General features: G+C 68.8%; 21 protein-coding genes and 3 pseudogenes. 9 read left to right on the top strand and 15 right to left on the bottom strand.

Annotated elements, in window-relative coordinates; translation table 11 throughout:
- From ACFPZN_RS22865 to ACFPZN_RS22850, 4 genes are read right to left on the bottom strand one after another with little or no spacing between them, the layout of a single operon-like run.
- Positions 1-2,040 (bottom strand): 3-hydroxyacyl-CoA dehydrogenase NAD-binding domain-containing protein, encoded by a 2,040-nt coding sequence (locus ACFPZN_RS22865; RefSeq protein ID WP_378284130.1) that lies wholly within the window; start codon positions 2,038-2,040, stop codon positions 1-3.
- Positions 2,033-3,199, bottom strand: coding sequence for an acyl-CoA dehydrogenase family protein (locus tag ACFPZN_RS22860; RefSeq protein ID WP_378284129.1), 1,167 nt, complete (start codon positions 3,197-3,199; stop codon positions 2,033-2,035). The genes ACFPZN_RS22865 and ACFPZN_RS22860 overlap by 8 nt, the downstream gene beginning before the upstream one ends.
- Positions 3,196-3,960, bottom strand: coding sequence for an SDR family oxidoreductase (locus tag ACFPZN_RS22855; protein ID WP_378284128.1), 765 nt, complete (start codon positions 3,958-3,960; stop codon positions 3,196-3,198). Before ACFPZN_RS22855 ends, ACFPZN_RS22860 begins: the two co-directional genes overlap by 4 nt.
- Positions 3,957-5,144 (bottom strand): thiolase family protein, encoded by a 1,188-nt coding sequence (locus tag ACFPZN_RS22850; RefSeq protein WP_378284127.1) that lies wholly within the window; start codon positions 5,142-5,144, stop codon positions 3,957-3,959. Before ACFPZN_RS22850 ends, ACFPZN_RS22855 begins: the two co-directional genes overlap by 4 nt.
- A gap of 450 nt (positions 5,145-5,594) precedes the next feature.
- Between ACFPZN_RS22850 and ACFPZN_RS22845 the strand changes: the two genes are divergently transcribed.
- Positions 5,595-6,404: a nuclear transport factor 2 family protein gene (locus ACFPZN_RS22845; protein WP_378284125.1), complete on the top strand. Its 810-nt coding sequence runs from the start codon at positions 5,595-5,597 to the stop codon at positions 6,402-6,404.
- A 156-nt stretch (positions 6,405-6,560) separates the two neighbouring features.
- Here ACFPZN_RS22845 and ACFPZN_RS22840 read toward each other — a convergent pair whose 3' ends face one another.
- Positions 6,561-7,376 carry a mycofactocin-coupled SDR family oxidoreductase gene (locus tag ACFPZN_RS22840; protein WP_378284124.1) on the bottom strand — a complete coding sequence of 272 codons (816 nt, stop codon included), beginning with the start codon at positions 7,374-7,376 and terminating at the stop codon, positions 6,561-6,563.
- A 166-nt stretch (positions 7,377-7,542) separates the two neighbouring features.
- Between ACFPZN_RS22840 and ACFPZN_RS22835 the strand changes: the two genes are divergently transcribed.
- From ACFPZN_RS22835 to ACFPZN_RS22805, 7 genes are all read left to right on the top strand, one after another.
- Positions 7,543-8,544, top strand: a complete 1,002-nt coding sequence (locus tag ACFPZN_RS22835) for a helix-turn-helix domain-containing protein (RefSeq protein WP_378284123.1) — start codon at positions 7,543-7,545, stop codon at positions 8,542-8,544.
- Between the two features lie 148 nt (positions 8,545-8,692).
- Positions 8,693-10,096, top strand: coding sequence for an aldehyde dehydrogenase (locus tag ACFPZN_RS22830; RefSeq protein ID WP_378284185.1), 1,404 nt, complete (start codon positions 8,693-8,695; stop codon positions 10,094-10,096).
- A gap of 92 nt (positions 10,097-10,188) precedes the next feature.
- Positions 10,189-10,968 (top strand): ester cyclase, encoded by a 780-nt coding sequence (locus tag ACFPZN_RS22825; RefSeq protein WP_378284184.1) that lies wholly within the window; start codon positions 10,189-10,191, stop codon positions 10,966-10,968.
- Positions 10,969-11,047: 79 nt separating this feature from the next.
- Positions 11,048-11,941: an LLM class flavin-dependent oxidoreductase gene (locus ACFPZN_RS22820; protein WP_378284122.1), complete on the top strand. Its 894-nt coding sequence runs from the start codon at positions 11,048-11,050 to the stop codon at positions 11,939-11,941.
- A 28-nt stretch (positions 11,942-11,969) separates the two neighbouring features.
- On the top strand, positions 11,970-12,809 hold the full coding sequence (locus ACFPZN_RS22815) for an LLM class flavin-dependent oxidoreductase (RefSeq protein WP_378284121.1): 840 nt from the start codon (positions 11,970-11,972) through the stop codon (positions 12,807-12,809).
- A 91-nt stretch (positions 12,810-12,900) separates the two neighbouring features.
- On the top strand, positions 12,901-14,556 hold the full coding sequence (locus tag ACFPZN_RS22810) for an AMP-binding protein (RefSeq protein ID WP_378284120.1): 1,656 nt from the start codon (positions 12,901-12,903) through the stop codon (positions 14,554-14,556).
- A gap of 33 nt (positions 14,557-14,589) precedes the next feature.
- A complete protein-coding gene (locus tag ACFPZN_RS22805; RefSeq protein ID WP_378284119.1) occupies positions 14,590-14,928 on the top strand; it encodes a glycoside hydrolase family protein in 339 nt (112 codons plus the stop codon).
- Positions 14,929-15,028: 100 nt separating this feature from the next.
- Here the strand turns inward: ACFPZN_RS22805 and ACFPZN_RS22800 are convergent.
- The 5 genes and pseudogenes from ACFPZN_RS22800 to ACFPZN_RS22780 form a co-directional block, all read right to left on the bottom strand.
- A pseudogene (locus ACFPZN_RS22800) lies at positions 15,029-15,208 on the bottom strand (hypothetical protein); the annotation flags it as partial.
- 122 nt (positions 15,209-15,330) lie between these two features.
- Positions 15,331-16,668 (bottom strand): reverse transcriptase/maturase family protein, encoded by a 1,338-nt coding sequence (locus ACFPZN_RS22795; RefSeq protein ID WP_378284118.1) that lies wholly within the window; start codon positions 16,666-16,668, stop codon positions 15,331-15,333.
- A 5-nt stretch (positions 16,669-16,673) separates the two neighbouring features.
- Positions 16,674-17,093 carry a hypothetical protein gene (locus ACFPZN_RS22790; protein ID WP_378284117.1) on the bottom strand — a complete coding sequence of 140 codons (420 nt, stop codon included), beginning with the start codon at positions 17,091-17,093 and terminating at the stop codon, positions 16,674-16,676.
- Positions 17,094-17,628: 535 nt separating this feature from the next.
- A pseudogene (locus ACFPZN_RS22785) lies at positions 17,629-18,488 on the bottom strand (transposase); the annotation flags it as partial.
- Between the two features lie 185 nt (positions 18,489-18,673).
- Positions 18,674-19,138 carry a hypothetical protein gene (locus ACFPZN_RS22780; protein WP_378284116.1) on the bottom strand — a complete coding sequence of 155 codons (465 nt, stop codon included), beginning with the start codon at positions 19,136-19,138 and terminating at the stop codon, positions 18,674-18,676.
- Positions 19,139-19,161: 23 nt separating this feature from the next.
- On the opposite strand from ACFPZN_RS22780, the pseudogene ACFPZN_RS22775 reads away from it, so the two are divergent.
- Positions 19,162-19,343: pseudogene (locus ACFPZN_RS22775) on the top strand (hypothetical protein); the annotation flags it as partial.
- 502 nt (positions 19,344-19,845) lie between these two features.
- On the opposite strand, the gene ACFPZN_RS22770 reads toward ACFPZN_RS22775, so the two are convergent.
- The 5 genes from ACFPZN_RS22770 to ACFPZN_RS22750 form a co-directional block, all read right to left on the bottom strand.
- Positions 19,846-20,076: a hypothetical protein gene (locus ACFPZN_RS22770; RefSeq protein WP_378284115.1), complete on the bottom strand. Its 231-nt coding sequence runs from the start codon at positions 20,074-20,076 to the stop codon at positions 19,846-19,848.
- A 38-nt stretch (positions 20,077-20,114) separates the two neighbouring features.
- Entirely contained in the window at positions 20,115-21,509 is a 1,395-nt protein-coding gene (locus ACFPZN_RS22765; RefSeq protein ID WP_378284114.1) for an MFS transporter, read from the bottom strand.
- A gap of 30 nt (positions 21,510-21,539) precedes the next feature.
- Positions 21,540-22,037 carry an SRPBCC family protein gene (locus tag ACFPZN_RS22760; protein ID WP_378284113.1) on the bottom strand — a complete coding sequence of 166 codons (498 nt, stop codon included), beginning with the start codon at positions 22,035-22,037 and terminating at the stop codon, positions 21,540-21,542.
- A gap of 115 nt (positions 22,038-22,152) precedes the next feature.
- Complete coding sequence (locus ACFPZN_RS22755) at positions 22,153-23,370, bottom strand: RNA polymerase sigma factor (protein ID WP_378284112.1); 1,218 nt, start codon at positions 23,368-23,370, stop codon at positions 22,153-22,155.
- Positions 23,367-23,702, bottom strand: a complete 336-nt coding sequence (locus ACFPZN_RS22750) for a YciI family protein (protein ID WP_378284111.1) — start codon at positions 23,700-23,702, stop codon at positions 23,367-23,369. The genes ACFPZN_RS22755 and ACFPZN_RS22750 overlap by 4 nt, the downstream gene beginning before the upstream one ends.
- Positions 23,703-23,836 lie beyond the last annotated feature (134 nt).

Genomic DNA, 23,836 nt, shown 5'->3' with positions numbered 1-23,836 from the left:
TCAGAGTCCCGTTCGATGGCGTGGCAGCTCGGAGAACGTCCCGCCGCGGCGCTCGAGCTCGGGTAGTTGCCCGCCCGGGGGGAAGGCGCGTGGATCGAGTCCGCGCATGGCGTCGAGGACGACGCCGGCGCCTCGTGAGTCGGCCCAGTGGAAGGGGCCGCCGAGCAGGCGCGGGAACCCGATGCCGAGGACCGCCCCGACGTCGCCTTCGTCGGGATGCTCGATGATCTGGTCGTCCCAGCACAGCCATGCCTCGGTGAGGAAGGCGAACAGCATCCGCTCGGCGGCGCCGTCCGGCGGCTCAGGTGGGACACCGGGGGCACCGAAGGCACCGGGGGCACCGCGGCGGCCGTCGGCATCGTAGGCATAGAAGCCCTTCCGTTCCGCGCGCCCTCCGGCACCGTCCTCGACCATTCGCCGCAGGAACACCTCGATCGCTTCGACGTCGAGACGGTCGGCGAACAGCTTGCGTGCCACCTGCCCGATGCTGGCCTGGAGAACGAGGCGCAGGCCGGCCTGGTCGATGGCGCGCAGCGGGCCGACCGGGAACCCGGCCTCCACGGCCGCGGCGTCCACGGCCTCGACCGGCATGCCCTCCAGGACGAGCCGGACGCCCTCCACCAGCCAGCGAGCGTAAACGCGGGAGGTGTAGAACCCTGGACTGTCGGTGACCACGATCGGCGTCTTGCCGAGGACGCCGGCGAGTGCGCGGGCGCGGGCGAGCGTGTCGGCGGAGGTTCCGGGGTGCGCCACGAGTTCGACGAGCGGCATCCGCTCGACCGGGCTGAAGAAGTGCATCCCCAGGAATCGGTGCGGTTCCCGGGCCGCCTGGGCGAGTCCGGTCACGCTCAGGGCGGAGGTGTTGGTGGCCACCAGCGCCCGCGGGGTGACGGCCTGCTCGATTCCGGCGAGGATCTCGTGCTTCAGCGATTCGAGTTCGAACACGGCCTCGATCACGGCGTCGGCGGAATCGAAGCCGTCCCAGGCGGTCGTGACGGTGAACGTCCCGGGACTGCCGTTCGGGCCGCCGGTGAGCCGGTCGCGCCGTTCGGCGGCGGCCCGCAGACGGCTCTCGTCGACGTCGCGGAGCACGACGCCCAGGCCGCGTGCCGAGGCGACCGCCGCGATTCCCGCTCCCATCTGCCCGGCGCCGACGACGCCCAGAGCGGCCACCGGCGGGCTCGCGGAACCCTGTTTCGCCGCCGAGCGGATGGCGCGTTCGGCCGACCGGAGATGTCGCGCCGCTCGGAATTCGGGCCCGGAGAGGAGTTCGATGAAGACGCGGCGCTCCTCCTGGAGCCCCGCCTCCAGGCCGCCGTCAATGCCGGCCACCAGCGCGGCACGCGCCCCGCGCCGGGCCTCGCCGAGGTGACCGGCGGCCCGGTCGGCGGGGAGCGGCGTCCTGTCGCCTTCCACCGGCCTTGGGGCGGCGCCTGCGAGAGAGCGCGCGAGATCGGTGGCGCGGTCGATCAGATCGTCCTCGGACGTACTGAGCGCGGCCAGCAGCCCGATCTCGAGCGCCTGCTCGGCGCGCAGGACGCGCCCGCCGACGAGCATCCGCTCGGCCTCCGCCGTGGAGACGAAGCGTCGCAGCAGCTGGGTTCCGCCTCCCCCGGGGATGAGCCCGAGGCCGGTCTCCGGCAGGCCGACTCTGACGCCGGGGTGCGCGACGATGGCGGTCGCGCCGAGCGCCAGTTCGAAGGCTCCGCCGAGGGCGGGGCCGTTCAGGGCGGCGACGATCGGCTTGCCCGACCGCGCCATCGCCGTCATGGCCGCGTGGTTGCGGGCCAGGAACGCCTCCACGTCAGGGCGCCGCGCGAGCTGCGGCAGCCAGTCGATGTCGGCGCCGGTGCCGAAGCTCCCGGGCTTCCCCGACGCGATCACCATGCCCACCGCGCGCCGGTCGGCCTCGAAGGTGCGAAGGCATTCGGCGAAACTCTCCAGTAGTTCCTCGCCGACGACATTGACCGGCCGGTCGGGATCGTCGACGACGGCGACGACGATGCCGTCGTGCCGCCGAATCTTGATCAAGTCAGCCACGGGGGTCCTCCCTGAGCCCGAGCGAGGTGCCGATCATGTCCTTGAGGATCTCGGTCGTGCCGGCGTAGATGGTCTGCACCCGGCTGTCGACCCAGGCCCGCGCGACCGGGTACTCCCGCATGTAGCCGTAGCCCCCGAAGAGCTGGACGGCGCGGTCGACGACGCGCTTGCACAGCTCCGTCATCCACCACTTGGCCTGCGCCGCGTCGATGTGGTCGAGCCGGCCCGAGGTGTGCTGCGGGATCAGGCGTTCCAGGTAGGCGCGCGCGATGTCGAGCTCGGTCTTGATCTCGGCGAGGACGAACTTGTTGTGCTGGAACGCGCCGATCGACCTGCCGAACGCGCGCCGCTCGCGGGCGTGCTCGAGCGCCAGCTGGAACGCGCGCTCGGCCTGCGCCAGGCCGTGGACGGCGACGATCAGACGCTCCTGGGTCAGATGCCGCTTGATGATCCGCAGGCCCCCGCCCTCCTCTCCGAGGCGGTCGGCGACCGGGACGCGCACGTCCTCGAAGAAGATCTCGCAGGTGTCGGCCCCGGACTGGCCCACCTTCGGCAGCGGGCCGCCCTTGGTGAGGCCGGGCGCCGATCCCGGGACGGCGAGCAGGCTGAGGTGCTTCCCCGGGCCCGTCCGCACCGCGGTGACGATCAGGTCGGCGTTGCCGGCGTTGGTGATGAAGGTCTTGGAACCGTTGACGACGTAGTCGTCGCCGTCCCGCACGGCGCTGGTCTGCACCGCGCCGACGTCGGATCCGCCACCCGGTTCCGTCATGGCGATCGCGACGATCGAGGTTCCGGCGATCGCGCCGGGCAGCCACCGAGCCCGCTGCTCGTCGGATGTGGAGTGGACGAGGTAGGGCATGGCGATGTCCGCCTGCATGCTCAGGCAGAGCCCGGCGGCCAGGGCGTCCTGCTCGGCGAGGCACTCCGAGAAGATGGCGTTGAACCTGAAGTCCGTGAAACCGGCGCCTCCGAACTCCTCCGGCGCTCCGAACCCGAACACGCCGAGCGTCCCGGCCTTCTCGAAGAGCGACCGGTCCGGGCGGTGCTGCTCCTCCCAGCGCTCGCGGTGGGGGACGATGTGGGCGGCGACGAACCGTCGCGCCGAGTCACGGTAGTGCAGGTGCTCCGGGCTGAGCGGTTCGCGCAGATCCGCGCTCATCGCAGGGTCCCCCATCCTCCGTCGACGGGCAGCACGACCCCCGTGACCCAGCCCGCGGCGGGTGAGGCGAGATACAGTGCCGCCCCGGCGATGTCGTCGGCCTCGCCGAGCCTTCCGAGCGGGGTCGCGCCGACGATTTCGGCGCTCTCACCGTCGGTGAAGGCGCGGCCGGTCATCCTGCTGGGGAACACACCGGGCGCCACGGCGTTGACGGTGATCTGTTCCGGGGCCAGCCGCTTCGCCAGATGCCGGGTCAGGTGGTGCATCGCCGCCTTGGAGCTGGAGTAGGCGTAGGACTCCCAGCGCGGTACGAGCAGTCCGTCGACGGAACCGATGTTGATCACGCTCGCCCGGCCGCGCCGCCGCACGGCGCGGCGCAACGCGGGCAGGCACGCGACCGTGAGCTTGAAGGGGGCCTTCAGGTTCAGGCCGATCACCCGGTCCCAGGCGTGATCCGGATACTCCTCGAGCGGGGCGCCCCAGGTGACACCCGCGTTGTTCACGAGGACGTCGAGCGGGCGTTCGGCGATCCGGGCGGCGAGGGCGTCGGCCCCGTCGTCGGCGGAGAGATCGACCGCGACCGCCTCGGCTCCTTCACCGAGCGCTTCGGCCAGGGCCGTGCAGTCGCTCTCCGTGCGGCTGGTCACCGTCACGGCGGCGCCCCTCCCGGCGAACCCCTCGGCGATCATCCGCCCGATTCCCTGGGTGGCGCCGGTCACCAGGACGTGCAGCCCCGCGACGTCGAACAGGTCCCGGCTCACGCGACGCGCTCCACGATGGTCGCGTTCGCCATGCCGCCGCCCTCGCAGATCGTCTGCAACCCCCACCGCCCGCCGCGCTCGTCCAGAGCCGCGAGCAAGGAGGACATCAGCTTGGCCCCGGAGGCGCCGAGAGGATGGCCGTTGGCGATCGCGCCGCCGTGGACGTTGACGCGCTCCAGGTCGGCCCCGGTCTCCTGCTGCCAGGCCAGGACGACAGGCGCGAAAGCCTCGTTCACCTCGAACACGTCGATGTCGTCGATGGTGAGACCGGCGGAGGCGAGGACCTTCCTGGTCGCCGGGATCACTCCGGTGAGCATCAGGGTCGGGTCGTCCCCGACGACCGAGAACGCGCGGACGATCGCTCGAACCGGGACTCCGAGCCGCTCCGCCGTCGCCCGCTCCATGACCAGCAGCGCGGCCGCGCCGTCGGAGATCTGCGATGAGGTGGCCGCCGTGATCTTCCAGTCGAGTTCGGGGAAGCGCCGGGCGAGTTCGTCGGTCCGGAACGCCGGACGCAGACGGGAGATGCCCTCGGCGGTGGTCTCCGGCCGGACACCCTCGTCGAGGGTGGTGAACTCGCCGTGACGACCGTCCCCGCGGTCCATCTCGACGGGCAGGACCTCACCGGACGGTCCGGCCTTGGCCGCCAGCCGGTGAGAGCGTTCGGCGAACGCGTCCAGAGCGCCCCGGCTCAGTCCCCAGCGTTGCGCGATCAGTTCCGCCGACACCCCCTGCTGGACGAGGCTGTCGCCGAAGCGGGCGGCCACCATGGTCCCGTTGGGGTCGGCGTCGCCGCGCGAGGAGAACATCGGCACCCGCGACATCGACTCCACACCAGCGGCGATGACCACGTCGTAGGCTCCGGCGATCACGCCCTGGGCCGCGAAGTGCAGTGCCTGCTGCGACGATCCGCACTGTCGATCGACCGTGGTCGCGGGCACCGACACGGGGAACCCCGCGCCCAGCACACCGCCCCTGGCGATGTTGAACGACTGCTCGCCCACCTGCGACACGCATCCCACGATGACGTCGTCCACGGTCGCCGGATCGATGCCCTGCCGGTCGACGACCGCGGCAAGGGTCGTGGCGAGCAGGTCGACCGGATGCCAACCGGACAAGATTCCCCCCGGCCGGCCGCGGCCGAACGGTGTACGCACAGCGTCGACGAGTACTGCTTCACGCACCTTGAACCCTCCGTCATGTTGATGCGCCGTAAATTACATTGATGTCCATGTATATACAACCGCCCCCCTCACGTCGCGAACGCGATCGGGCCCTGGACGAGGCATGACGTCTACCGGCTCAGGGGGCGGCATGCCCTGCGCCTGCCGCTCAAGGTCGAGCCGTGCCTCAGGACGGGCTGTGGCGGAGTGGCCACGTGCGTCGCGCGAGCGGGCCGCAGGGTGGAGCGCTTTCCCGCCGATCTGCGGCCTGGCCGGGTGCTCGGCGGGAGGCGAAGCGCATGAGTTCGCCGCGCGCCGACCTGACGGCGGTTCACGACAGAGAGCCCGCGGTCGCCCCCATGCGATGCGGGCCGCACCCCGCCGTAGAGGTGCGCAGGGCTAACGCCGGCTCCGTGATCCCGTGCACAGAGGCTACCCAACGATTGGTTGGGCGCGATAGCGTTGCCGGTCATGAAATCAGTCGACGGTCTGCACCCGCTAGCCGCGCTGCTGCGCCGGTATGCCTTCGCGTACACCGCCGCGCACGACTTCTCGGTGTGCAAGGAGATCATGGTCGACGACTACCTGCTGCGCATGGGCGAATTCGAGATTCGGGGCCGGGACGACCAGTACATCCCCGCGACGCAGAGGCAGTACCGCCAGTACCCCGGCCTCGGATTCACCGTGCACGAACTCGTACTCGGCGAGGACCGCGCAGCGCTCCACTTCACCGAGCACGGGTGGTCCGCGCTGCACGGAGGCTACGCGTCGTGGCAGGGAGTCAGTCTTTACCGGTGGGACGGAAAGCGCCTGCGGGAGTGCCGTGTCGAGCAGGACTACCACGGCCGGCGCACACAGCAACGTCGTGGGGAGGCCTATCCCGTCCGCCCGGCAGGGCTGGACCCGTGGACGGGACGACCCGCGGCGCCGGACACCGATGCCGAGACGATCGCCAGGCGGTGGCTCACCGGCGGAGGCGTGCTCGACGCCCCGGTAGGGAGCCTGGACGACGAACACGACGCCGCCCCGCAGCGCGTGATGCTGAACGCGCCCCGCACGCGGGTTCTCAGTCTGTTCACCGCGGGCGAGCGCGTTGCCTTCCACGTCGTGGTTCAAGGGTCGTACGCAGGCGGGCTCGACGAGTGCGACCGCCTGCTGGACCGCCCCGCCAGCCTGTACGTGTCCGGCCTGCTCACGGTCCGCGACGGGGTGGTGAGCGAGGTGCGGGCCATCACGGATCGGCTCGCCGCCGAGCGCAGGCTCACCGCCGGGGCGTCCTGACCCGATCCGTCCGCCGGCACTGACGCCAGGGCACCGTCGCCCGTAACGACCGCGGCCTTGGACTCGTGATCGAACGCCGCGGTGACGACGCGATCGCGGACCGGTGACCGCGGGAGTCCCGATGCGGACGGCCGGGCGTGGTGGGTGGAGCGACGTTCAGACGAGCGTCGCTCCCAGCGCGACCGGCAATGCGATACCGGTGACCGTGCGGGAATCGTCCGAAGCAAGCCACAGCACCGCGTCGGTGATGTCCGAAGGCGCGGCCATCGGCGGCTCGGTGAGCACCTGGCCGAAGGACTTCAGGTAGCTCTCGTTGTTTCTCAGCAGTTCGCCCAGCGCCGTATCGGTGGCCATGTCGGTCTCCACGGTCCAGGGATGGACTGAGTTCGCACGGATGCCGTACTCGCCCAGTTCCAGGGCGGCGGCCCTGGTCAGGCCGACCACACCGTGCTTGGAGGCGCCGTAGTGGGCCTGCGCGGGCAGCGGCTTGAGCGCCGCCATCGAGCTGATCGTGATGATCGATCCTCCGTTGCCCGCCTTGATCATCAACGGCGCGGCCGCCTTCAGGGTGTGCCAGGTCCCGGTGAGGTTGGTGTCCAGTACCGCGCGCCACTGGTCGGGTGTGATCTCCCAGAGCCGTCCCCACGCGCTGATCCCCGCGTTGGCGACGACGACGTCCAACCGTCCCAGCTCGGCGGCGCCCCGCTCGACCGCCTGCTGGAGCGCGTCCAGATCACGCACGTCGGCGACGGCCGTGACGACGCGGGCACCCGCCTTCTCCGCGGCGCCGGCGGTCTCGTCGAGATCGTCCGGGCTCGCCGGCGGGTAGCCGAGGTCGGTGACCGGTGCGCACACGTCCACGAGGATCACGTCCGCTCCCTCGCGGGCGAAGCGCACCGCGTGGCTGCGCCCCTGTCCGCGGGCGGCGCCGGTCACGAGGGCCACCCTGCCCGCCAGCTTGCCGTTGGTCATCCAGGCCTCCTCAGAAGCGGTCTTCTCTCCCGACGCAAGGAAACTACCAGACGTATGGTTGGGCGCCAGACATTTGTCTGCTAGTGTCCGGGTACCGCCATGCGATGCCAGCGTGACGTGGCGATCCGCCGGGCCGAGGTTGGCCGGGTGCGAGGAGGGTCGGCACATGTTGAAGGTCAGTACTGTCACCGCGGATGTCGACCAGTATCGCGAGCTCATCGGGAAAGCCGCCGTACCGCTGCAGGCAGAGGTGAACCGGCCGGAGTCCTTCCGCGCCGCCGTCGAGGCGTGCGAAGTCGACGAGGTCACGGTGATGCGTGTCGCGTCGGTGGAGCAGCTGGTGCGCCGGACTCCGACGGGATGCCGCTCCGATCCCGCCGATCTGTTCAAGATCCTCGTCCAGCGAAGCGGCCGGTCGAGTCTCGAGCAACAGGACCGGAGGTCGTTCCTCGCGCCGCGCATGGTCACCGTGTACCACACCGGAGCGCCTTACCGGGTCGCCCAGCTCTCCGACTTCGTCGCGGACGCGGTGCTGATTCCGCGGAGCCGCCTGCCGATGGGCGACGACGTGCTGGACTCCTTGCAGCGCCATCCACTGTCGGTGGACCGCGGAGCCGGTGCCCTCTTCTCCTCGTACCTGGCCGATCTGCCGGTGCGCCTCGGAGAGTGTTCCGAGGAAAGCGCCTCGCGGTGTGTGAACCTGCTGCTTGAGCTCCTGGAGGTGGTGCTGGCCGATACGCCGCCTCCGGCCCGATCAGGTTCCGCGCTGCGGCTGTCGATTCTGAACTGGATCAACCGGCATCTCGGCGACGAGGACCTCCGGCCCGCCACGATCGCGGCGGTGTACGGCATATCGGTCCGCTACCTGCACCGGCTCTTCGAGGGCACTGGAACCAGCGTCTCGGGCTATATCCGCGGCCAGCGGCTTCGTCAGGTCCGGCGGGACCTGACCGATCCCGGCAACCGTGACCGCACCATCGCCGCGATCGGGGCGTGCTGGGGTTTCTCCGATCCCGCCCATCTCTCCCGTCTGTTCCGCGTGGAGTTCGGCCTGACGCCCAGTGATGTCCGGCATGCCGCGCTCCCGCAGGCCCCGGACCGATGCGAGGCCGGGGCCGAGTTCCCGGGTGCGCAAGAGCTCGTGCGCGCGGATCCAACCGGTCGATGAGGGCGTGCCCTAACTTTCCGGAAGGAGCCCTTCCAGCCCAGAGGGCGCCTCCACCACCGCCTCCTACTTGGCTCTGAGCTGCACAAGGAGTGATGTCGTGACGTCCACGCCAACGGCACCGGCCATCCGTGGTTTCGATCGGTTCTACATGGGGGGCGAGTGGGTCGCTCCCCAGGGCACCGGCCGTATCGATGTCATTTCCCCCAGCACAGAAGAAGTGATCGCTCAGGTTCCCGAGCCGACCACCGCCGATGTCGACGCGGCGGTGGCGATGGCGCGCCGGGCGTTCGAAGGGCCGTGGCGGAACACCACCCCGGCCGAGCGCGGGGCCCTGCTCGCGCGCATCGCCGACGAGGTCGAGAAGAGGATTCCCGAGTTCGCCCGGGTCTTCGCGGCCGAGGTCGGAGCCCCGGTCGCCGTCGGCGAGACATTCCACGGCCTGGCCACGGCCATGCTGCGCCAGTTCGCGACGCTGCACGAGAGCATGCGGTTCACCGAGGAGCGCTTGGACGGCGGTGCGAAGATGCGGATCGTCCGCGAGCCGGTCGGCGTCGTCGGTGCGATCATCCCGTGGAACGGTCCGGTGGCCGCCGCGGCCTTCAAGGTCGGGCCGGCCTTGGCCGCCGGGTGCACCGTGGTCCTCAAGCCGGCGCCCGAGGGCCCGTTGACCAACTACCTGTTCGCGGAGTGCCTTGAGGCGGCCGGCGTCCCCGAGGGGGTCATCGGCATCCTGCCCGGCGGCCGGGAGATCGGCGAGCACCTGGTCCGGCATCCGGACGTGGACAAGATCGCCTTTACCGGCAGCACCGCCGCGGGCCGGCGGATCGCCTCTCTGTGCGGCCAGCGGATCGCCCGGTTCACCCTGGAACTGGGTGGCAAGTCCGCCGGGCTGGTCGCCGAGGACGCCGACCTGTCCGAGGTGCTCCCCTCGCTCGTCCCCGCCGGGATCGGGCACACAGGCCAGGTGTGCGCCGCGATCACACGCGTGCTGGTGCCGAGGGCGCGGGAAGCGGAGTGGGCCGACGCCATGGCGGCCGCGCTCGGCTCGGTCGTGGTGGGGGATCCCTTCGATCCCGCGACCGCTCTCGGTCCGCTCGCCGCCGAGCGCCAGCGCGAGCGCGTGGAGGGCTACATCGCCATCGGCAGGCGGGAAGGGGCGCGCGTCGCGAGCGGCGGCGGCCGCCCGGCAGGGCTCGACAAGGGCTGGTACGTCGAGCCGACCCTGTTCACCGGGGTGCGCAACGAGATGCGCATCGCTCAGGAGGAGATCTTCGGCCCGGTGATCTCCCTCATCCCCTACGACGGGCTCGACGACGCGATCCGGATCGCCAACGACTCGCAGTACGGACTGGCCGGCGCGGTCTACACGAACGATCCCGACATCGCCGAGCGCGTGGTCCGGGAGGTACGGGCCGGTCAGATCTTCGTCAACAACGCGGGCATGTGCGTCACCCAGCCCTTCGGCGGCTTCAAGCAGTCGGGGATCGGGCGTGAAGGCGGTCCCGAGGGAATCGCGGCCTATCTCGAGACCAAGATGATCAACTTCGGCTAGGAGGCCATCGGTGGCCGCCCGCCGCCCAGCGCCCGAGCGCCGGGTCCGTCTCCTCTCATGACGAAAGGAACACCGTGGACGCCCTGGGTGCGATGCGCCGCTATGTGTTTGGATTCGTGAACAGCCATGACTTCGATGTCTGCCGGCGACTCATGAGCGAGGACTACGTCCTGCACATGGGCAGGGACGTCGTCCGGGGCCGGGACGAGAACTACGTGCCCGCGGTACGGCATCAGATGGACCGATTCCCCAACCTGGGCTTCGCCCTGCACGACCTGGTGACGGACGGCGAGTGGACCGCGCTGCTCTTCAGCGAGCACGGAGCCGAAGCCGGTGACCCGCGACGCACGGCCTCATGGCTCGGCGTCAGCATCTACCGGTTCGACGGGCGGAGGCTGACCGAGTGCTGGGTCGAGCAGGACCATTACTCCCGCCGCCGTCAGGTCGCCGGCGAGGGGCAAGCCGTGCCCCCCATCGCCGTGGACCCCTGGTCGGCCGCGGTGATCGATCCCCGACCGGCGACCGCCGAGACCGTCACCGCCTGGATCGAGGGCCTGCGGGCCTGGCCGCCCGAGAGCCCGGACACGGCCATCCGGATCGATCCCGGCCCGTGGTCGGCCGAGCAACCACGGATGCGACTGCACGACAGCCGGATCGACCACATGGTGACCAGCGGTGATCGGGCCGCGTTCCACGCGACCGTCCGCGGTCGCTATCTCGGCGGCCTGCCCGGTTCGCAGACCGATGACCAGGTCGTCGAGGGACACCTCGCGGCCTTCGCGACGGTCGAGGACGGTCGGCTCGTCGCGCTGACCGGCGTCAGCAACCGGGTCGCCCTCCTGCGCCAGCTGCGAGGGCCGGCACGTGGCTGAGCGCCGGCGGGATGTGCGCGTGGGCCTCGGCCTGTGGTCCATGCGTTCGACGGTCTACGCCCCGTCACCGTGGCCACGGTTGTACGCGGACCTGCGCGACGACGCGCGGCTGGCCGAGGAACTCGGGTACGACACCCTCTGGGTGGCCGAACACCACTTCTGGTACGACGGCTGGTGTCCGCAGCCTCTCATCGCGGTCGCGTCGGCGCTCGCCGCGACCTCGTCGCTCCGGGTGGGAACGGCGATGCTGCTCCTGCCGCAACATGACGTGTCGGTGGTCAGCCGCGACGTCGGTACGCTGGTGGCCGCCTACGGCGACCGGCTCGACCTCGGGGTCGGGCTCGGCTACCGCGACGAGGAGTTCGACGGGGTGGGCGTTCGCCGCTCCGAACGCGGCCGCCGCATGGAGGCGGCGCTCACCACTCTTCTCAAAGACCATGCCGGTACCTGGTCCGGCCCTCCACCCGTCTACGTCGGAGGCCTGGCGGAGGCGGCGATCAGACGCGCCGGACGGCACGGTGCCGGCCTGCTGCTTCCGAACTCGCTCACCCCTGATGAGATCGACCTGCGCCGGACCCTCGCATCGCAGGAGGCGGCCGCGGCCGGCCTCACTCCCGGCCGGACAGGGATGCTGGTCGACGTATGGGTGACGAGTGACGGCACACAGGAGAGCAGGGACCGTGTGCTCGACCGGCTGGTGACCCACTACCGCGAGTACGCCGGAGCCTGGTTCCGTCTCCAGGGCAGTCCCGGCTTCACAAGGCCCGACCTGCTGGACAGGCAGTCGCGCCGAACCCGGCGAGCCGCCGTGGTGGGGGACCCGGAGCAGGTGACCGAGAGCCTCCTCGCACTGCGCGCCGCAGGTGTCGACACCTTTCTCATGCAGGTGCGCGGTGACTTCCCGCGGCCCGCCTACCGGCGGGTCATGAACGAGCTGGCGAACACGGTGATCCCTGAACTGCGGAAGGCATGACAGGGGCACACCCAAGGAGCTGAGGTCGATGAGGATCGGAGTCGTTCTGCCCACGGAGGCGGACCCGGACGAACGCACCCGCGCGGCCGCGATCGCCGACGACGTCGGGCTGGACATGGTGGTGATCGAAAGCAGCGAGGAGGCGGACGCCCTGCTGACGGTGTCGTCTCTGGCCGACACCGTCCGCTGGGCGCGGCTGGTCGCCGTCGTCCCCGTGGGCATGCATCCCGTTCACCTCGCGGAACGAATCGGCGTGGCCGACCAAGTACTCGGAGGACGGCTGACCGTCGTGCTGCGGTCGTCCGGAGACCGCGACGAGCTTTCCGAGACACTCGAAGTGCTGGACAAGGCGCTGGCCGCACGTCCGTTCCGTCATCGGGGCGCCCGATGGCGGGTTCCGGCCGACCTGCCGGAGAACGGCGACGCGAACTGGCAGCAGGTGCGTGTCACCCCGGCGCCGGTGCAGCCCCTGGTCCCGATCTGGTTGTCCGGAGAGGGTGCGGGCGATGTCGCCGCCGAGTTCGCGCTGTCGTATCTGCCCCCTGAGGACGTCGACGCCGGCCGGCTCGCATCGTGGTGGGCGGCCGTCGACCAGCGCTGGGGGCCCGCGGCGGCGCGGCTGTCCCGGCCGCTTCTCGCCCCTCCCCTCGAAGAAGGCTCGCCGCCCGACGTGGGAGAACAGGCGGAGCACGTTCTCCAGCAGCAAGCGGCGTGGGGCATGGACAGCGCTCTCCTGCGGTGGAACGTGGGCGTGCCGGAGGCCGCCGCGAGGTTGCGCGCGACCGTGCAGATCGGCGCGCTTCCCCCGGGGCTCCAGTCGTTCTGGGACGAGACGGTGTCGGCGGCCGGCCGGCAGGACGACTGGTAACCGGTCCGGTCACCAGAACCGCGCGTCCAGCGGGCCTCCGGCAGGGTGGTGCGGAGGAATCTACCAATCGTTTGAGAGAGGCGGCACGCCCATGGCCATCCGCGTGACAACACTCGGCGATCTTGTGGACGAGCAGGCAGAGCGGACGGACGGGGACGCCCTCGTCATCCGGGAAGACCGCCTCACGTACCCGGAGCTGGCCGCCGAGACCGACCGCTTCGCCGCCGGCCTGCACGCCCTCGGCATCAGGTACGGCGACAAGGTCGGCATCCTCATGCCGAACTCCCCGGACTACGTCGCGGCCCTCGTCGGCGCCGCGAAACTGGGCGCGGTCGCCGTCCCGATCAACGGCCGTTTCAAGGTGCACGAGCTGGCACACGTGATCAGCCACGCGGACCTGGCGCTGCTGGTCGTCTCCTCCGACCCGGATGGCGTGGACTACACCGCCCTGGTGAGCGAGGTCCTCCCCGGCCTTGCCGACGGCGAACCCGGCCGGCTGACGCTGCCGGAAGTACCCGCGCTACGAGTCGTCGTGGATCTTCAAGGGTCCATGCCCGGCTCGCTCGGCCGTCCGGAATTCGACGCGGCGGCGGCCTCGGTGACCCGCGAAGAGGTCAAGCTTCTCCAGCAGCGGGTGCGGGTGCGCGATGCGGCACTGCTCATGTACACCTCTGGCACGACGGCGCGGCCGAAGGGCTGCCTCCTCAGCCATGAGGCCGTGGTCAGGCAGGCCGAGGCCGTGGCCAGAACACGGTTCATGCTGACACCGGACGACGCCCTCTGGGATCCCCTGCCGATGTTCCACTGCGGTGGGATCGTCCCCATGCTCGGTTGCTTCTCCACCGGGGCGAAGTACTGTCACCCCGGGTTCTTCACGCCAGCCGAAACCCTGAAGAGCATCCAGACCGAGCGGTGCACCGTGCTCTACCCGGCCTTCGAGACGATCTGGCTGGCGGTCCTCGATCACCCGGACTTCCCGTCGACCGACCTGAGCGCGGTCCGCCTGATCCAGAACATCGCCACCCCCGAACGGCTCGCCCAGTTCGAGGCGAGGATGCCGCAGGCACGTCAGGTCTCGTCCTACGGCTCCACCGAGTGCGCCACCAACCTGACGCTCACCTTGCCCGACGATCCTTACGAGATCCGCATGCGGACGCTGGGACGGCCGGTCGGCGGCATGGAGATCAAGATCGTCGACCCGGAGTCACACCGAGATCTTCCCGAGGGCGCGATGGGCGAACTGTGCTTCCGCGGCTACTCGATGTTCGACGGGTACTACAAGGATCCGGAGCAGACCGCCGCCGCGATCGACGCGGAGGGCTGGTTCCACACCGGTGATCGCGCGATGCTCGTCGACGGCGGCAACCTCGTCTACGGGGGCCGCATCAAGGACATGCTCAAGGTCGGCGGCGAGAATGTCGCGGCGGTCGAGATCGAGGACTACCTCGTCAGCCATCCTGCGGTGGGCATCGCGCAGGTCGTCGGTGCGCCGGACGCGCGCTACCAGGAGGTGCCCGCCGCCTTCATCCAACCGGTGCCGGGCGCGAGTCTGACCGAGACCGAGATCGTGCGGTTCTGCCGCGGCTCGATCGCGTCCTACAAGATTCCCCGTTACGTGCGGTTCGTTACGGAATGGCCGATGTCCGGGACCAAGATCCAGAAGTTCGTCCTGCGCGACCGCATCACGAAGGAGCTCGAGGAGCTCGGCATCACCGAAGCCCCGACCGCATCCAAACTCGGCCGCTGACCGAAGCGTCGGCGGCCGGGCCACTCCAAGGAGATGTCCGACGGGACGCTGCAGCTGCGCAACGGCGGTCACGTCCTTCCGTACCTGGCGACCGGCAGCGCCGGAGTGGCGATCGTGGGCGACCGGTTCCTGCGTCACGCGGCGGACGACCGGCTCGCCAACGCCGTTCCGGCGCTCTGCCGCGCCAGCGCTACCGAGTTGTGCATCGGCAGCGGGCTGTTCAACGGAATGGCCGGCCTGATCTACACCCTTCGCCATATGGCGCCCCGACTGGACTGGTCCGACATGGACCAGCAGCTCGACCGGGGCGTCCAGGCGCTCAACCTGTTCTGCCTGGCGGATGAGCCCGGCCTCACCTTTCCCGGTGAGTAGAACCTGCGCGCGTCCGCGGATCTGGCAACCGGCCGCACCTGGAGATCGTGCCGTTCCTGACCGCCCCGTCGATGGAGAGGAGGTGACAACCAACGTCGGACTACGTGCTGGGCCTGCAGGGCATGGCCTCCTCGAAGGGCCTGTATGGAGTTCGGATCTTCATGTGGGCGGGCAGGCTCCGGATCCACAAGATGGTTCCGCGAAGATGGAGACCGGCCAGATGGCTTTCCGGGGTCTTGTCGAAGCGGAAGGCCAGGCCGCGCCACTCCTTGGTCTGGTTGGTTGGGTAGGCCGCGCGGCGAGGTACCTGTTCTGGGCAGGTCCTTTTCCGCACGGCCCCCTCCGAACCCGCCGTACGAGTTTCCCCGTAACGGGCTCTCCAGTAACCTATTTCGTGTCGCTTCAGGTTGGCTTTCCTGAGTGGATCGTGTCGTGGCAGGCAGTGCAGACCACCAGAGTCTTGCGCCGCTTTTTCGCCATGACCGCACGCCACTCAGCAGATGACCCTTCCCTGTCGAGGTCAGCGAGTTTTCGGATGTGGTGCACTCGCACGTCTTCCGATGTCCCGCATAGCTCGCATTTACCCTGCAAGAGCCGGGCAATCAGCTCTTTTCGGGGGTGAGGATTGGCCACTTGACGGTCCATGAGGACCGCCGCCTTCTGTCGCGTGAGTGAGATTCCGCCGAATCGCGCGACCAGTGGCTTCCCGCCTCCGCCGCGGAGGACGCTGGCTTCGAAGCACGTGCGAGGCCCGTATGGTGTCTCGACTTTGGCTTTGTAGCGGGCCGCCATCTTCGACACTGTGGAGCGGTGCTTCGCTGCCAATGTCTTGAGCAACGAGGTCTCCATGGCCCAACGCAGCCGATGTAGTCGGCATACGTTGCCGGCCAGTAGGTAGTACTGGACGATGCCCCGGTATTCGGCCCCGTAGACGTTGACGATGGTGTAGTCGTCCTCGTTGAGAAGTTGGGACCGGTGCGCGGGTTTTCCGCGACTGAAATATAGGGCTGCCTTCTCCCGGATCACCTTTGCTGGCACACGTAGAGCAATCGACCCGTTTGCGGTTCTGCGACCACGAGTTGCCTGCCTGTCATTGTGCTGCACGATGATCTCGTATCCGAGGAACGATGCCGCACCCTTACGAGCGTGGGTGATCAGAGTCTTCTCCGGCGAGAATTCCAACCTGAGGTCTTCACGAAGGAATAACGCGAGAAGCCGTTTGATCTCCTCGGCCTCGGATTTCGGCCCGATGAACCCGAGAAGGGTGTCGTCCGCGTACCGCACGTAGCGCAGCCTTCGGAAGCCTGGATCGTTTGGATCCACGCTCGGGATACTGCGCTGCCGCTTGCGAAGTGACCGGACTTCGGCCCGGTCGCCGCGCCTGCGGGCACGCGCGATCGCGTTGACCACCTCCAGGTAGGCAGGGTTCCGCACCCTGCTCCGCCCCCGGGTGTACTGCGGAATCAGAACCTTCTCGACGAAACTGTCCAGCCGATGCAGGTAGATGTTGGACAGAAGCGGAGAGAGCACGCCGCCCTGGGGTGCCCCACTGAGCGTGGCGCCCCAGGTCCAGTCCTCCATGTACCCGGCCTCAAGCATGTTGCGCACCAGCCGCAGAAACCGGCCATCGTGAATTTTCTCTGCCAACGTGTCGATGACGACTTGATGGTCGATCGATCCGAAGCAGTCAGAGATATCGCCTTCGATGAACCAGGTCGTCCCCGTCCAGGTGTTGCACACCTCCGTCAAAGCGGTGTGGCAACCTTTCGAGGCCGGAACCCGTGGGAGCGGTCGGAGAACTGCGGTTCGTAGTACGCCTCCAGAAGAAGACGCATCACTTCACCGACCAGTTTGTCTGTCCACGTCGGCAGTCCGAGAGGTCGAGACTTCCCGTTCTTTTTGGGAATGCTGACCCGCTTGACGGGACTGAATCGGTAGCGCTCGTGACGCATCGCATCGATGATGCGGCCGATCTTGTCCAGCGACATGCCGTCCACGGTTTCTTGCGTGGCTCCCGGCGTCATCGCCCCTTTGTTGGAGTAGATGCGTCCGTAAGCCACCAAGTACAACTGCGGGTTGAACATTTGTCGATACAGTTCGTTGCACGGCAGTTCTCGTCTGCCGCGCTCACGAAGGATGCCTAATACCGTGTCGGCGTTCTGCATTTCGCATACCTTCCGGTCTCGTTCGCACCCGGTCACCTGTGCCCCTTCGCCCTGCGAGCGGTTTTCCCGCTCTCCTTGGCAGGTCGTTACTCCTGCGACTACTACGGGCACTCCGTCGCCTTAGGGTTCGCACCCCGTAGGCGATCCCACGTTCGTCCTTGCTGTACGTCCTAGCGTGACGTAGGCGCCCCACTCATCTCCTTCAATGTCCTCACTGGACATCGCCCATGTCATCGAGGGTGTGTCGACCATGCATCAAAGCCGTCACAGGACATGGCATCGGTTTCAGTGGCCTTTCCGATGGATGCGAACTTTCATCGACTGGAGATTGGGGTTCAGGCAATCAAGCTTTCGCCATATCACGCGGGCCCCTCAGCGCACCGTCCCTGGCAACTGAGCCCGGTCACTGATTGTCTGGCATGCTCTGGTCCCCATCACCTTTTGGATCCAGGTGAGCCATCAGGCCCAGGAATCTCCCTCCAATTCCTCCCGGTTGAACCGGGGATACAGCAAGGCGCCTCGTGGCGCACATGCAGCGTTCGACGGTGTTGCGGTCGGTGTAGAGCGTGGCGTCGTGCTGGACAGGGCGGCCGCCACGGCGCCCCCTCTTCTTGCGGTTGGCGGCCTGATCCGCCTTCTGTGGGATCACCGCCTTGATACCGCGTCTGCGCAGGTAGGCGCGGTTGGCGCGGGAGGAGTAGGCCTTGTCGCCGGCGGCTGCGCCGGGCCGGGTGCGGGGCCGGCAGCATCTTGATCTTGTCCATGACGGGGATGAAGCGGGGGTTGTCGGCGGCCTGCCCGGGAGTCAGGATGATCGACAGCGGCCGGCAGCGCCGGTCGGCGGCCAGGTGGACCTTGCTGGTCAGCCCGCCCCGGGACCGGCCCAGTGCAGCCGCTTTCAGACGGGCCCGGCGGCGTCGGCGAACCGCGCGGCGCTGTTCTCGCTCGGGGGTCCGGCCCGTCCTGTGGCCCGTGCTCTATGGGGTCGTTCTGTTCCTGTGCCGCAGCCCCTTTTCCTCCGCCACGGCCTTCTCCAGGTCCGCCGGCAGCTCGGGGTCGACCGCCATCCCGGCGGCGTGGTGGTGCGCGCGGGCGACGGTGGAGTCCACACCGACCAGGCCGAGATCGACATCCCCGCGGGCCGCCGCCTCAGCGATCATCGCCTCCATCAGCGCCTGGAAGACCCCGGCGCGCGCCCACAACCGGAACCGGTCGTAGATCGTTGACCAGCCCCCGTAGTCCTCCGGAACGTCCCGCCAGGGGCTACCGGTCCGAAACCTCCACATCACCGCGTTGAAGTAGCTGCGCAGGTCAGGGATCGGCCCGGACACCCCCCAGCGGCAGATGCGGCTCGACCAGCTCCCACTCGGCATCGGTCAGATCACCACGCGTCATGCGACCGTGCTACCGCCCGCCACCACCCTGCGCAGAGCACGTAACCCGATTGTGGTGATCCGAACTACGAACAGGGCCTAGATGATCCTCGGTGAGCACTTGGTGCTCCTCGTCCTCGGTGCCGGCGTCGCGCGCGTGTCGGATCGCCTGGGTGGCCACGATCGCGGCGCGGAGCGTGGTGACTTTCACCGTGGTGAAGTCGGCAGCCGATGGTGGTGGGCGGCGAAGATCGGCCCGTCCCAACTCTGCTTCAGCCACCACTCGCCGGGTTCGTCATCGAAGGGTTGGACCTGGTCCTCGGTTGCCTCATGCGGCTCCTCGTAGAACGGCTCGTCGTAGAGCGGGCCCTCCGGATCGTGTGGCACCCACATCACGCCATCCTCGGCGGCCGTGCCGTGGTTCTCGATGACCGTCAGGAGCGAGTCGGCCGATAGCACCCGGCCCTTGCGGTCGGCCTCCTTGCTGGGCCAGGTATGCGCGACTACCGCTGCGAGGCCGTTGGTGAGGGCCTGGTCGAAGACGCCTTCGGCCCCAACGCTGAGCCGGTCGTGCTGCAGGGCGATGGCGCACAGGGTGTACTGCCGGGCGCGGCCGCGTTGTACGGCCTCGTGCGTCTCGTCCGGGTCCCGGTTGCCGGTCGGCTGGATCATGGTCACTTTCTCTTTGCTTCCTGATGCAGACCGAACTGCTCAACCGTCGGGCTGGAATATCCGCCTCGAACTCGCCAACGCGATCTTCGAATACATCGAAGGCTTCTACCACCGCACCCGCTGCCACTCCGCCCTCGAATGGAAGACGCCACAAGAGTTCGAACAACACCACCAGCTCCAGGCCACCGTCTCCTCGCGCACGTGACCGTAGAACTGGGGGAACATCAAAGGCACGGTCGTCCGGCTGGACATCGAGCACCTGCCCAGCGGCGCGATCCCCAAGCCGGTGTGGCTGTGGTGGTCGGGCACCGGCGCCACACCGGCCGACGTCGATCGTCTCTGGCAGGCGTTCTTGCGCCGTTTCGACATCGAGCACACCTTCCGCCTGCTCAAACAGACCACTTGGATGGATCTGCCCGAAGGTCCGCACCCCGCAGGCGGCCGACCGGTGGACCTGGATCGTGCCGGCCGCCTACACCCAGCTGCGCCTGGCCGTCCCCTGGCCGCCGACCTGCGCCGCCCCTGGGAACGCCCGGCACCACCACAGCGCCTGACCCCTGCCCGGGTCCGCCGCGGGTTTCGGCGCCTGCGCCCGCAACTGTCCTGTCCGGCCGGTGCACCCAAACCCTCCCGGCCCGGCCCAGGACGGCCCGCAGGCACCACGCCGGACGGGTTAAAGATCAAGCTAGGGCCTGTTCCAGAAGGGATCACAGCCGTTCATTGATGGCGGCGATGTGGATGGTGGCCTGGTAACGGACCGCGAGCTTGTCGAACCGGGCCGCGACCGCGCGGTGGCGTTTGAGGCGGTTGATGCCGTACTCCGCAGCGTGGCGGCTGCGGTGGTCAACCGGGTCGAAGGCGGGTGGACGGCCGCCGCGGGAGCGGGCGATGGCCATGCCCTCGCGGGTGCTGATCTTCAGCAGATCGGCTTCGAACACGGCGAGCATGTTGAAGAACATCTTCGACTCGGTTCGAGTTAGGCATCGCGCCGGAACCCGGTTGCCGCGGTGATGGCTGCGAGGCCGGCGAGGATACCGATGGCGGCGAATGCGGTTTGGAAGCCGTCGAGGCCGGTTCCCGCCACGAGGACCGTTGATACCGCGGCGACGCCTGCCGCACCGCCGATCTCGCTCACCGTCTCGATCAAACCCGAGGCGAGTCCCGATTCCGACTCGGTGACGCCGGACAGCGCGCCGATGTGCAGAGAGGGCACGCAGAGCCCGAAGCCGAGTCCGGCGAGCAGGAACGCCGGAAGCAGGTCGGTGAGATAGCCGGCGTCGGCGGGGACCCGCACAAGCCACACCATTCCACCGGCCAAGAGCAGCAAACCGGCTACCAGCAGGCGCCGTACGCCCACAGCGGCTGCGATGCCGCCCGCGGCGAACGGCGCGACGAAGACCGTCAGCGTCGTGGCCAGCCATGCCAGCCCCGTCTTCGTTGGCGAGTAGCCGAGTTCCTGCTGCATCAGCAGCGATGCGAGGAAGATGAACGAGAAGAACGCGCCGAACGCGAACAGGGCGGTGAGGTTGGCCGCGGCGAGTGTACGGTTCCGCAGCGCGCTGGCCGGCACGAGCGGGGCTGGTGAACGCGTCTCGATCCACACGAACACGGTCATCAGCGCGCCGGCCGCGAGGAACCACACCAGGGTCATGGCGGAGGTCCAGCCGTGGGTGGAGCCATGGTGGAGTGCGTAGACGAATGCCAGCAGTCCGCCGGTCACCGTGCCGGCTGCCGCGACGTCGGGTCGCTCGGAGCGGTCACCGGGCTTATCGGCCGCGAGGCAGGCGGCGGCGAGTGCGATGAGCACAAGGCCCGCGGGAACGTTGATGAAGAACGACCACCGCCAGCCCGGACCATCGGCCATGAGCCCGCTCGCGACAACGCCGGCCGTTCCGGCCACTCCGCCAACGGCTCCGAAGATGCCGAGAGCCCGATTGCGCTGCGGCCCTTCGCGGAAGGTGACGGCCAGCAGCGACAAGGCCGCCGGGGTGATGAGCGCGCCCCCCAGTCCCTGGAGCCCGCGCGCCGTGATCAGCAGGCCGGCGTTCTGCGCCACGCCCGCCAGCAGTGATGCGACAGTGAACAAGCCGAGGCCGGCGAGCAGGACGCGGCGCCGTCCCAGCAGGTCGGCCGTCCGGCCACCGGCGAGGAGGAATCCGCCGAGCAGGAGGCCGTACGCGACGACGACCCACTGCAAGCTGCCTTGGCCGACGCCGAGGTCTCGCTGCATTGAGGGCAGGGCCACGTTCACGATGGCGACGTCGAGGCCGACCATTGCCTGGGCGGCGCACACCAGTACCAGCACGAGCCCCTGACGTGGGCGTACCCGCTTGAGGACCGGCAGAGCCGCGGGGGTTTCGGTGACAGACATGGGTTCGGTGCTCCTTCAGCTCGCGGCGGCTCAGTAGTCGTACCTCGCGAAGGGCTGGCCGGCGCCGGTGTTGATCAGCTGCGGCAGGCTCTGGGTGATGTAGTAGGTCCACCCGCGCGAGCACGCCTCGAAGCAGGCGGACTCCTCCGCGGTGAGACCTTCGTGCGTGAAGTGCAGCGTCGTGCCCTGCCCATCGGCGGCGATATCGAAGACGACCTTGGTGCCGGTCCACTCGTCATGGTCGTCGATGAAGCTGAGGTAGGAGTCCACGACGTGCCAGACCACCCGCTGGCCGGGTACGACCTCGCTGACCTGGAACCGGGCGAAGCGGATGCCCTGCTTGGCTTCCTGGGCCGTCTCGCCGGCGTACGCGGTGTCGTCGGTGAAGACGAACTCATCGCCCGGGGCGGTGGAGTGACCGATGAGATTCTGGTTCCACCATCCGCGGACATTGGTGATGGCCTCGAAGACCTCTTCCGGCGTCCGGTCGACGGTCATGGTGGCGGTCAGGTACTCGGTGTTCGGCATCGTTCTCGCCTCTCTTCGCTGGGATCTTTGCCCCACCGACGAAGGAGGCCGCCCGGGATCGACACCGAACGAGAAGAAACTTCGAAAAACTGGGCCGCGATGGTCCTTATGCTGGTCAGAGCCCGGAAACGCGATCCTTCAGATAGCGGCGTTCGGCATCGGTCGGCGCCAGCTTCAGCGCCTCTTCGTACGACGTGGCGGCCTCGGCGAGGCGGCCGGCCCGGCGCAGGAGGTCGGCTCGTGTCGCGGGAAGCAGGTAGTAACCATCGAGCTTTCCGGACTCGGCGAGCTCGTCGACGAGAGCGAGTCCGGCGGAGATGCCGTCGGCCATCGCGATCGCCACGGCGCGGTTGAGATCCACCACGGGAGATGGCGCCAACCGCGCGAGCTCCGTGTAGAGGGCGGCGATCTGTGGCCAGTCGGTAGCCGCGGCATCGGACGCCGTGGCATGACAGGCGGCAATCGCTGCCTGCACCTGATAGGGCCCGGAGCGCCGCATGGCCAACGCTTCGTCAAGCGTCGCGACGCCTTCGGCGATCAGCGCGCGATCCCACCGGGATCGGTCCTGGTGCTCCAACGTGACCAGCACACCGTCGTCGGTGCGACTCGCGCGGCGGGCCTCGAGCAGCAGCATCAACGCCAACAGGCCACGCGTCTCGGGCTCCCGCGGCATCAGGCGGACGAGCACGCGGGCCAGGTGAATCCCCTCAGCCGCCAGGCCCCTGCGCCCGTCGTTCTCGTCATAGCCCTCGTTGAAGATCAGGTACAGCACCGCGAGTACGGCGGTCAGCCGTTGCGGCAAGAGCTCCGCCGGTGGAACCCGGTACGGTATCCCGGCCTCGACGATCTTGCGCTTGGCGCGTACCAGGCGTTGCGCCATCGCCGGCTCGGCGGTCAGGAACGCCTTGGCGATCTCACCCGTGGTCAACCCCGCCAACGTGCGCAACGTCAGGGCGACCCGGGCAGGGAACGGCAGCGCCGGATGGCAGCACGTGAAGATCAGCCGCAACCGCTCGTCAGGAATTTCCTCCGCCGACGGCACAATCGGATCACGCTCCAGCACAGCGACCTGCCGCACTTTCGCCGCCCCTATCGAGTCACGCCGCAGCCGATCAATCGCCCGGTGACGTGCCGTCGTCGTGAGCCACGCACCCGGCCGAGCTGGAACTCCATCGCGCGCCCACGTCGCCAGCGCGGCGGCGAACGCGTCCTGCGCGCAGTCCTCCGCCAGGTCCCAGTCTCCGGTCAGCCCGATCAGCGTGGCGACCACCTGGCCCCACTCGTCCCGATACGCCGCATCAACAGCGGCACGAACCGCCTCCGGCGCGGTCATTCCCACACGGGGCGGACTTCGATGCAGCCCCATCTCGCGTACGGATGCTTCGCCGCGAGCGCGATCGCCTCGTCCAGATCGGCACACTCGACGATGTCAACACCGCCGATGAAGTCCTTCGTCTCCGCGAACGGGCCATCGGACACCAGCGTCTCTCCGTCGCGGACGCGGACCGTCGTCGCATCCGCCACCGGACGCAGCCGCGCGCCCCCGAGGTCGCCTCCCAGCCGATCCACCTCCGCCGCATACGCCTGATACGCCGGGTCCGCCGCGATCTCCTCCATGGACGGCGACACCTTCTCATCGTCGCAGATCAGCAACACATACTTCATGACCCCACTATGGCCTAGCGTCGGGGCGCGGGGGACAGGAACCCCGATGGATCGGCGCCGCTCCGGTGCTCTGTAATCTCCGGACTCAGGAGGTTCAAGGCCTGTCCAGTTAACGGTGTATGTAGTACGACAAC

It is taken from the genome of Actinomadura rugatobispora, from assembly GCF_042656285.1.
Taxonomy (GTDB): Bacteria; Actinomycetota; Actinomycetes; order Streptosporangiales; family Streptosporangiaceae; genus Spirillospora; species Spirillospora rugatobispora.
This window is presented reverse-complemented; position numbering and strand designations above follow the sequence as displayed.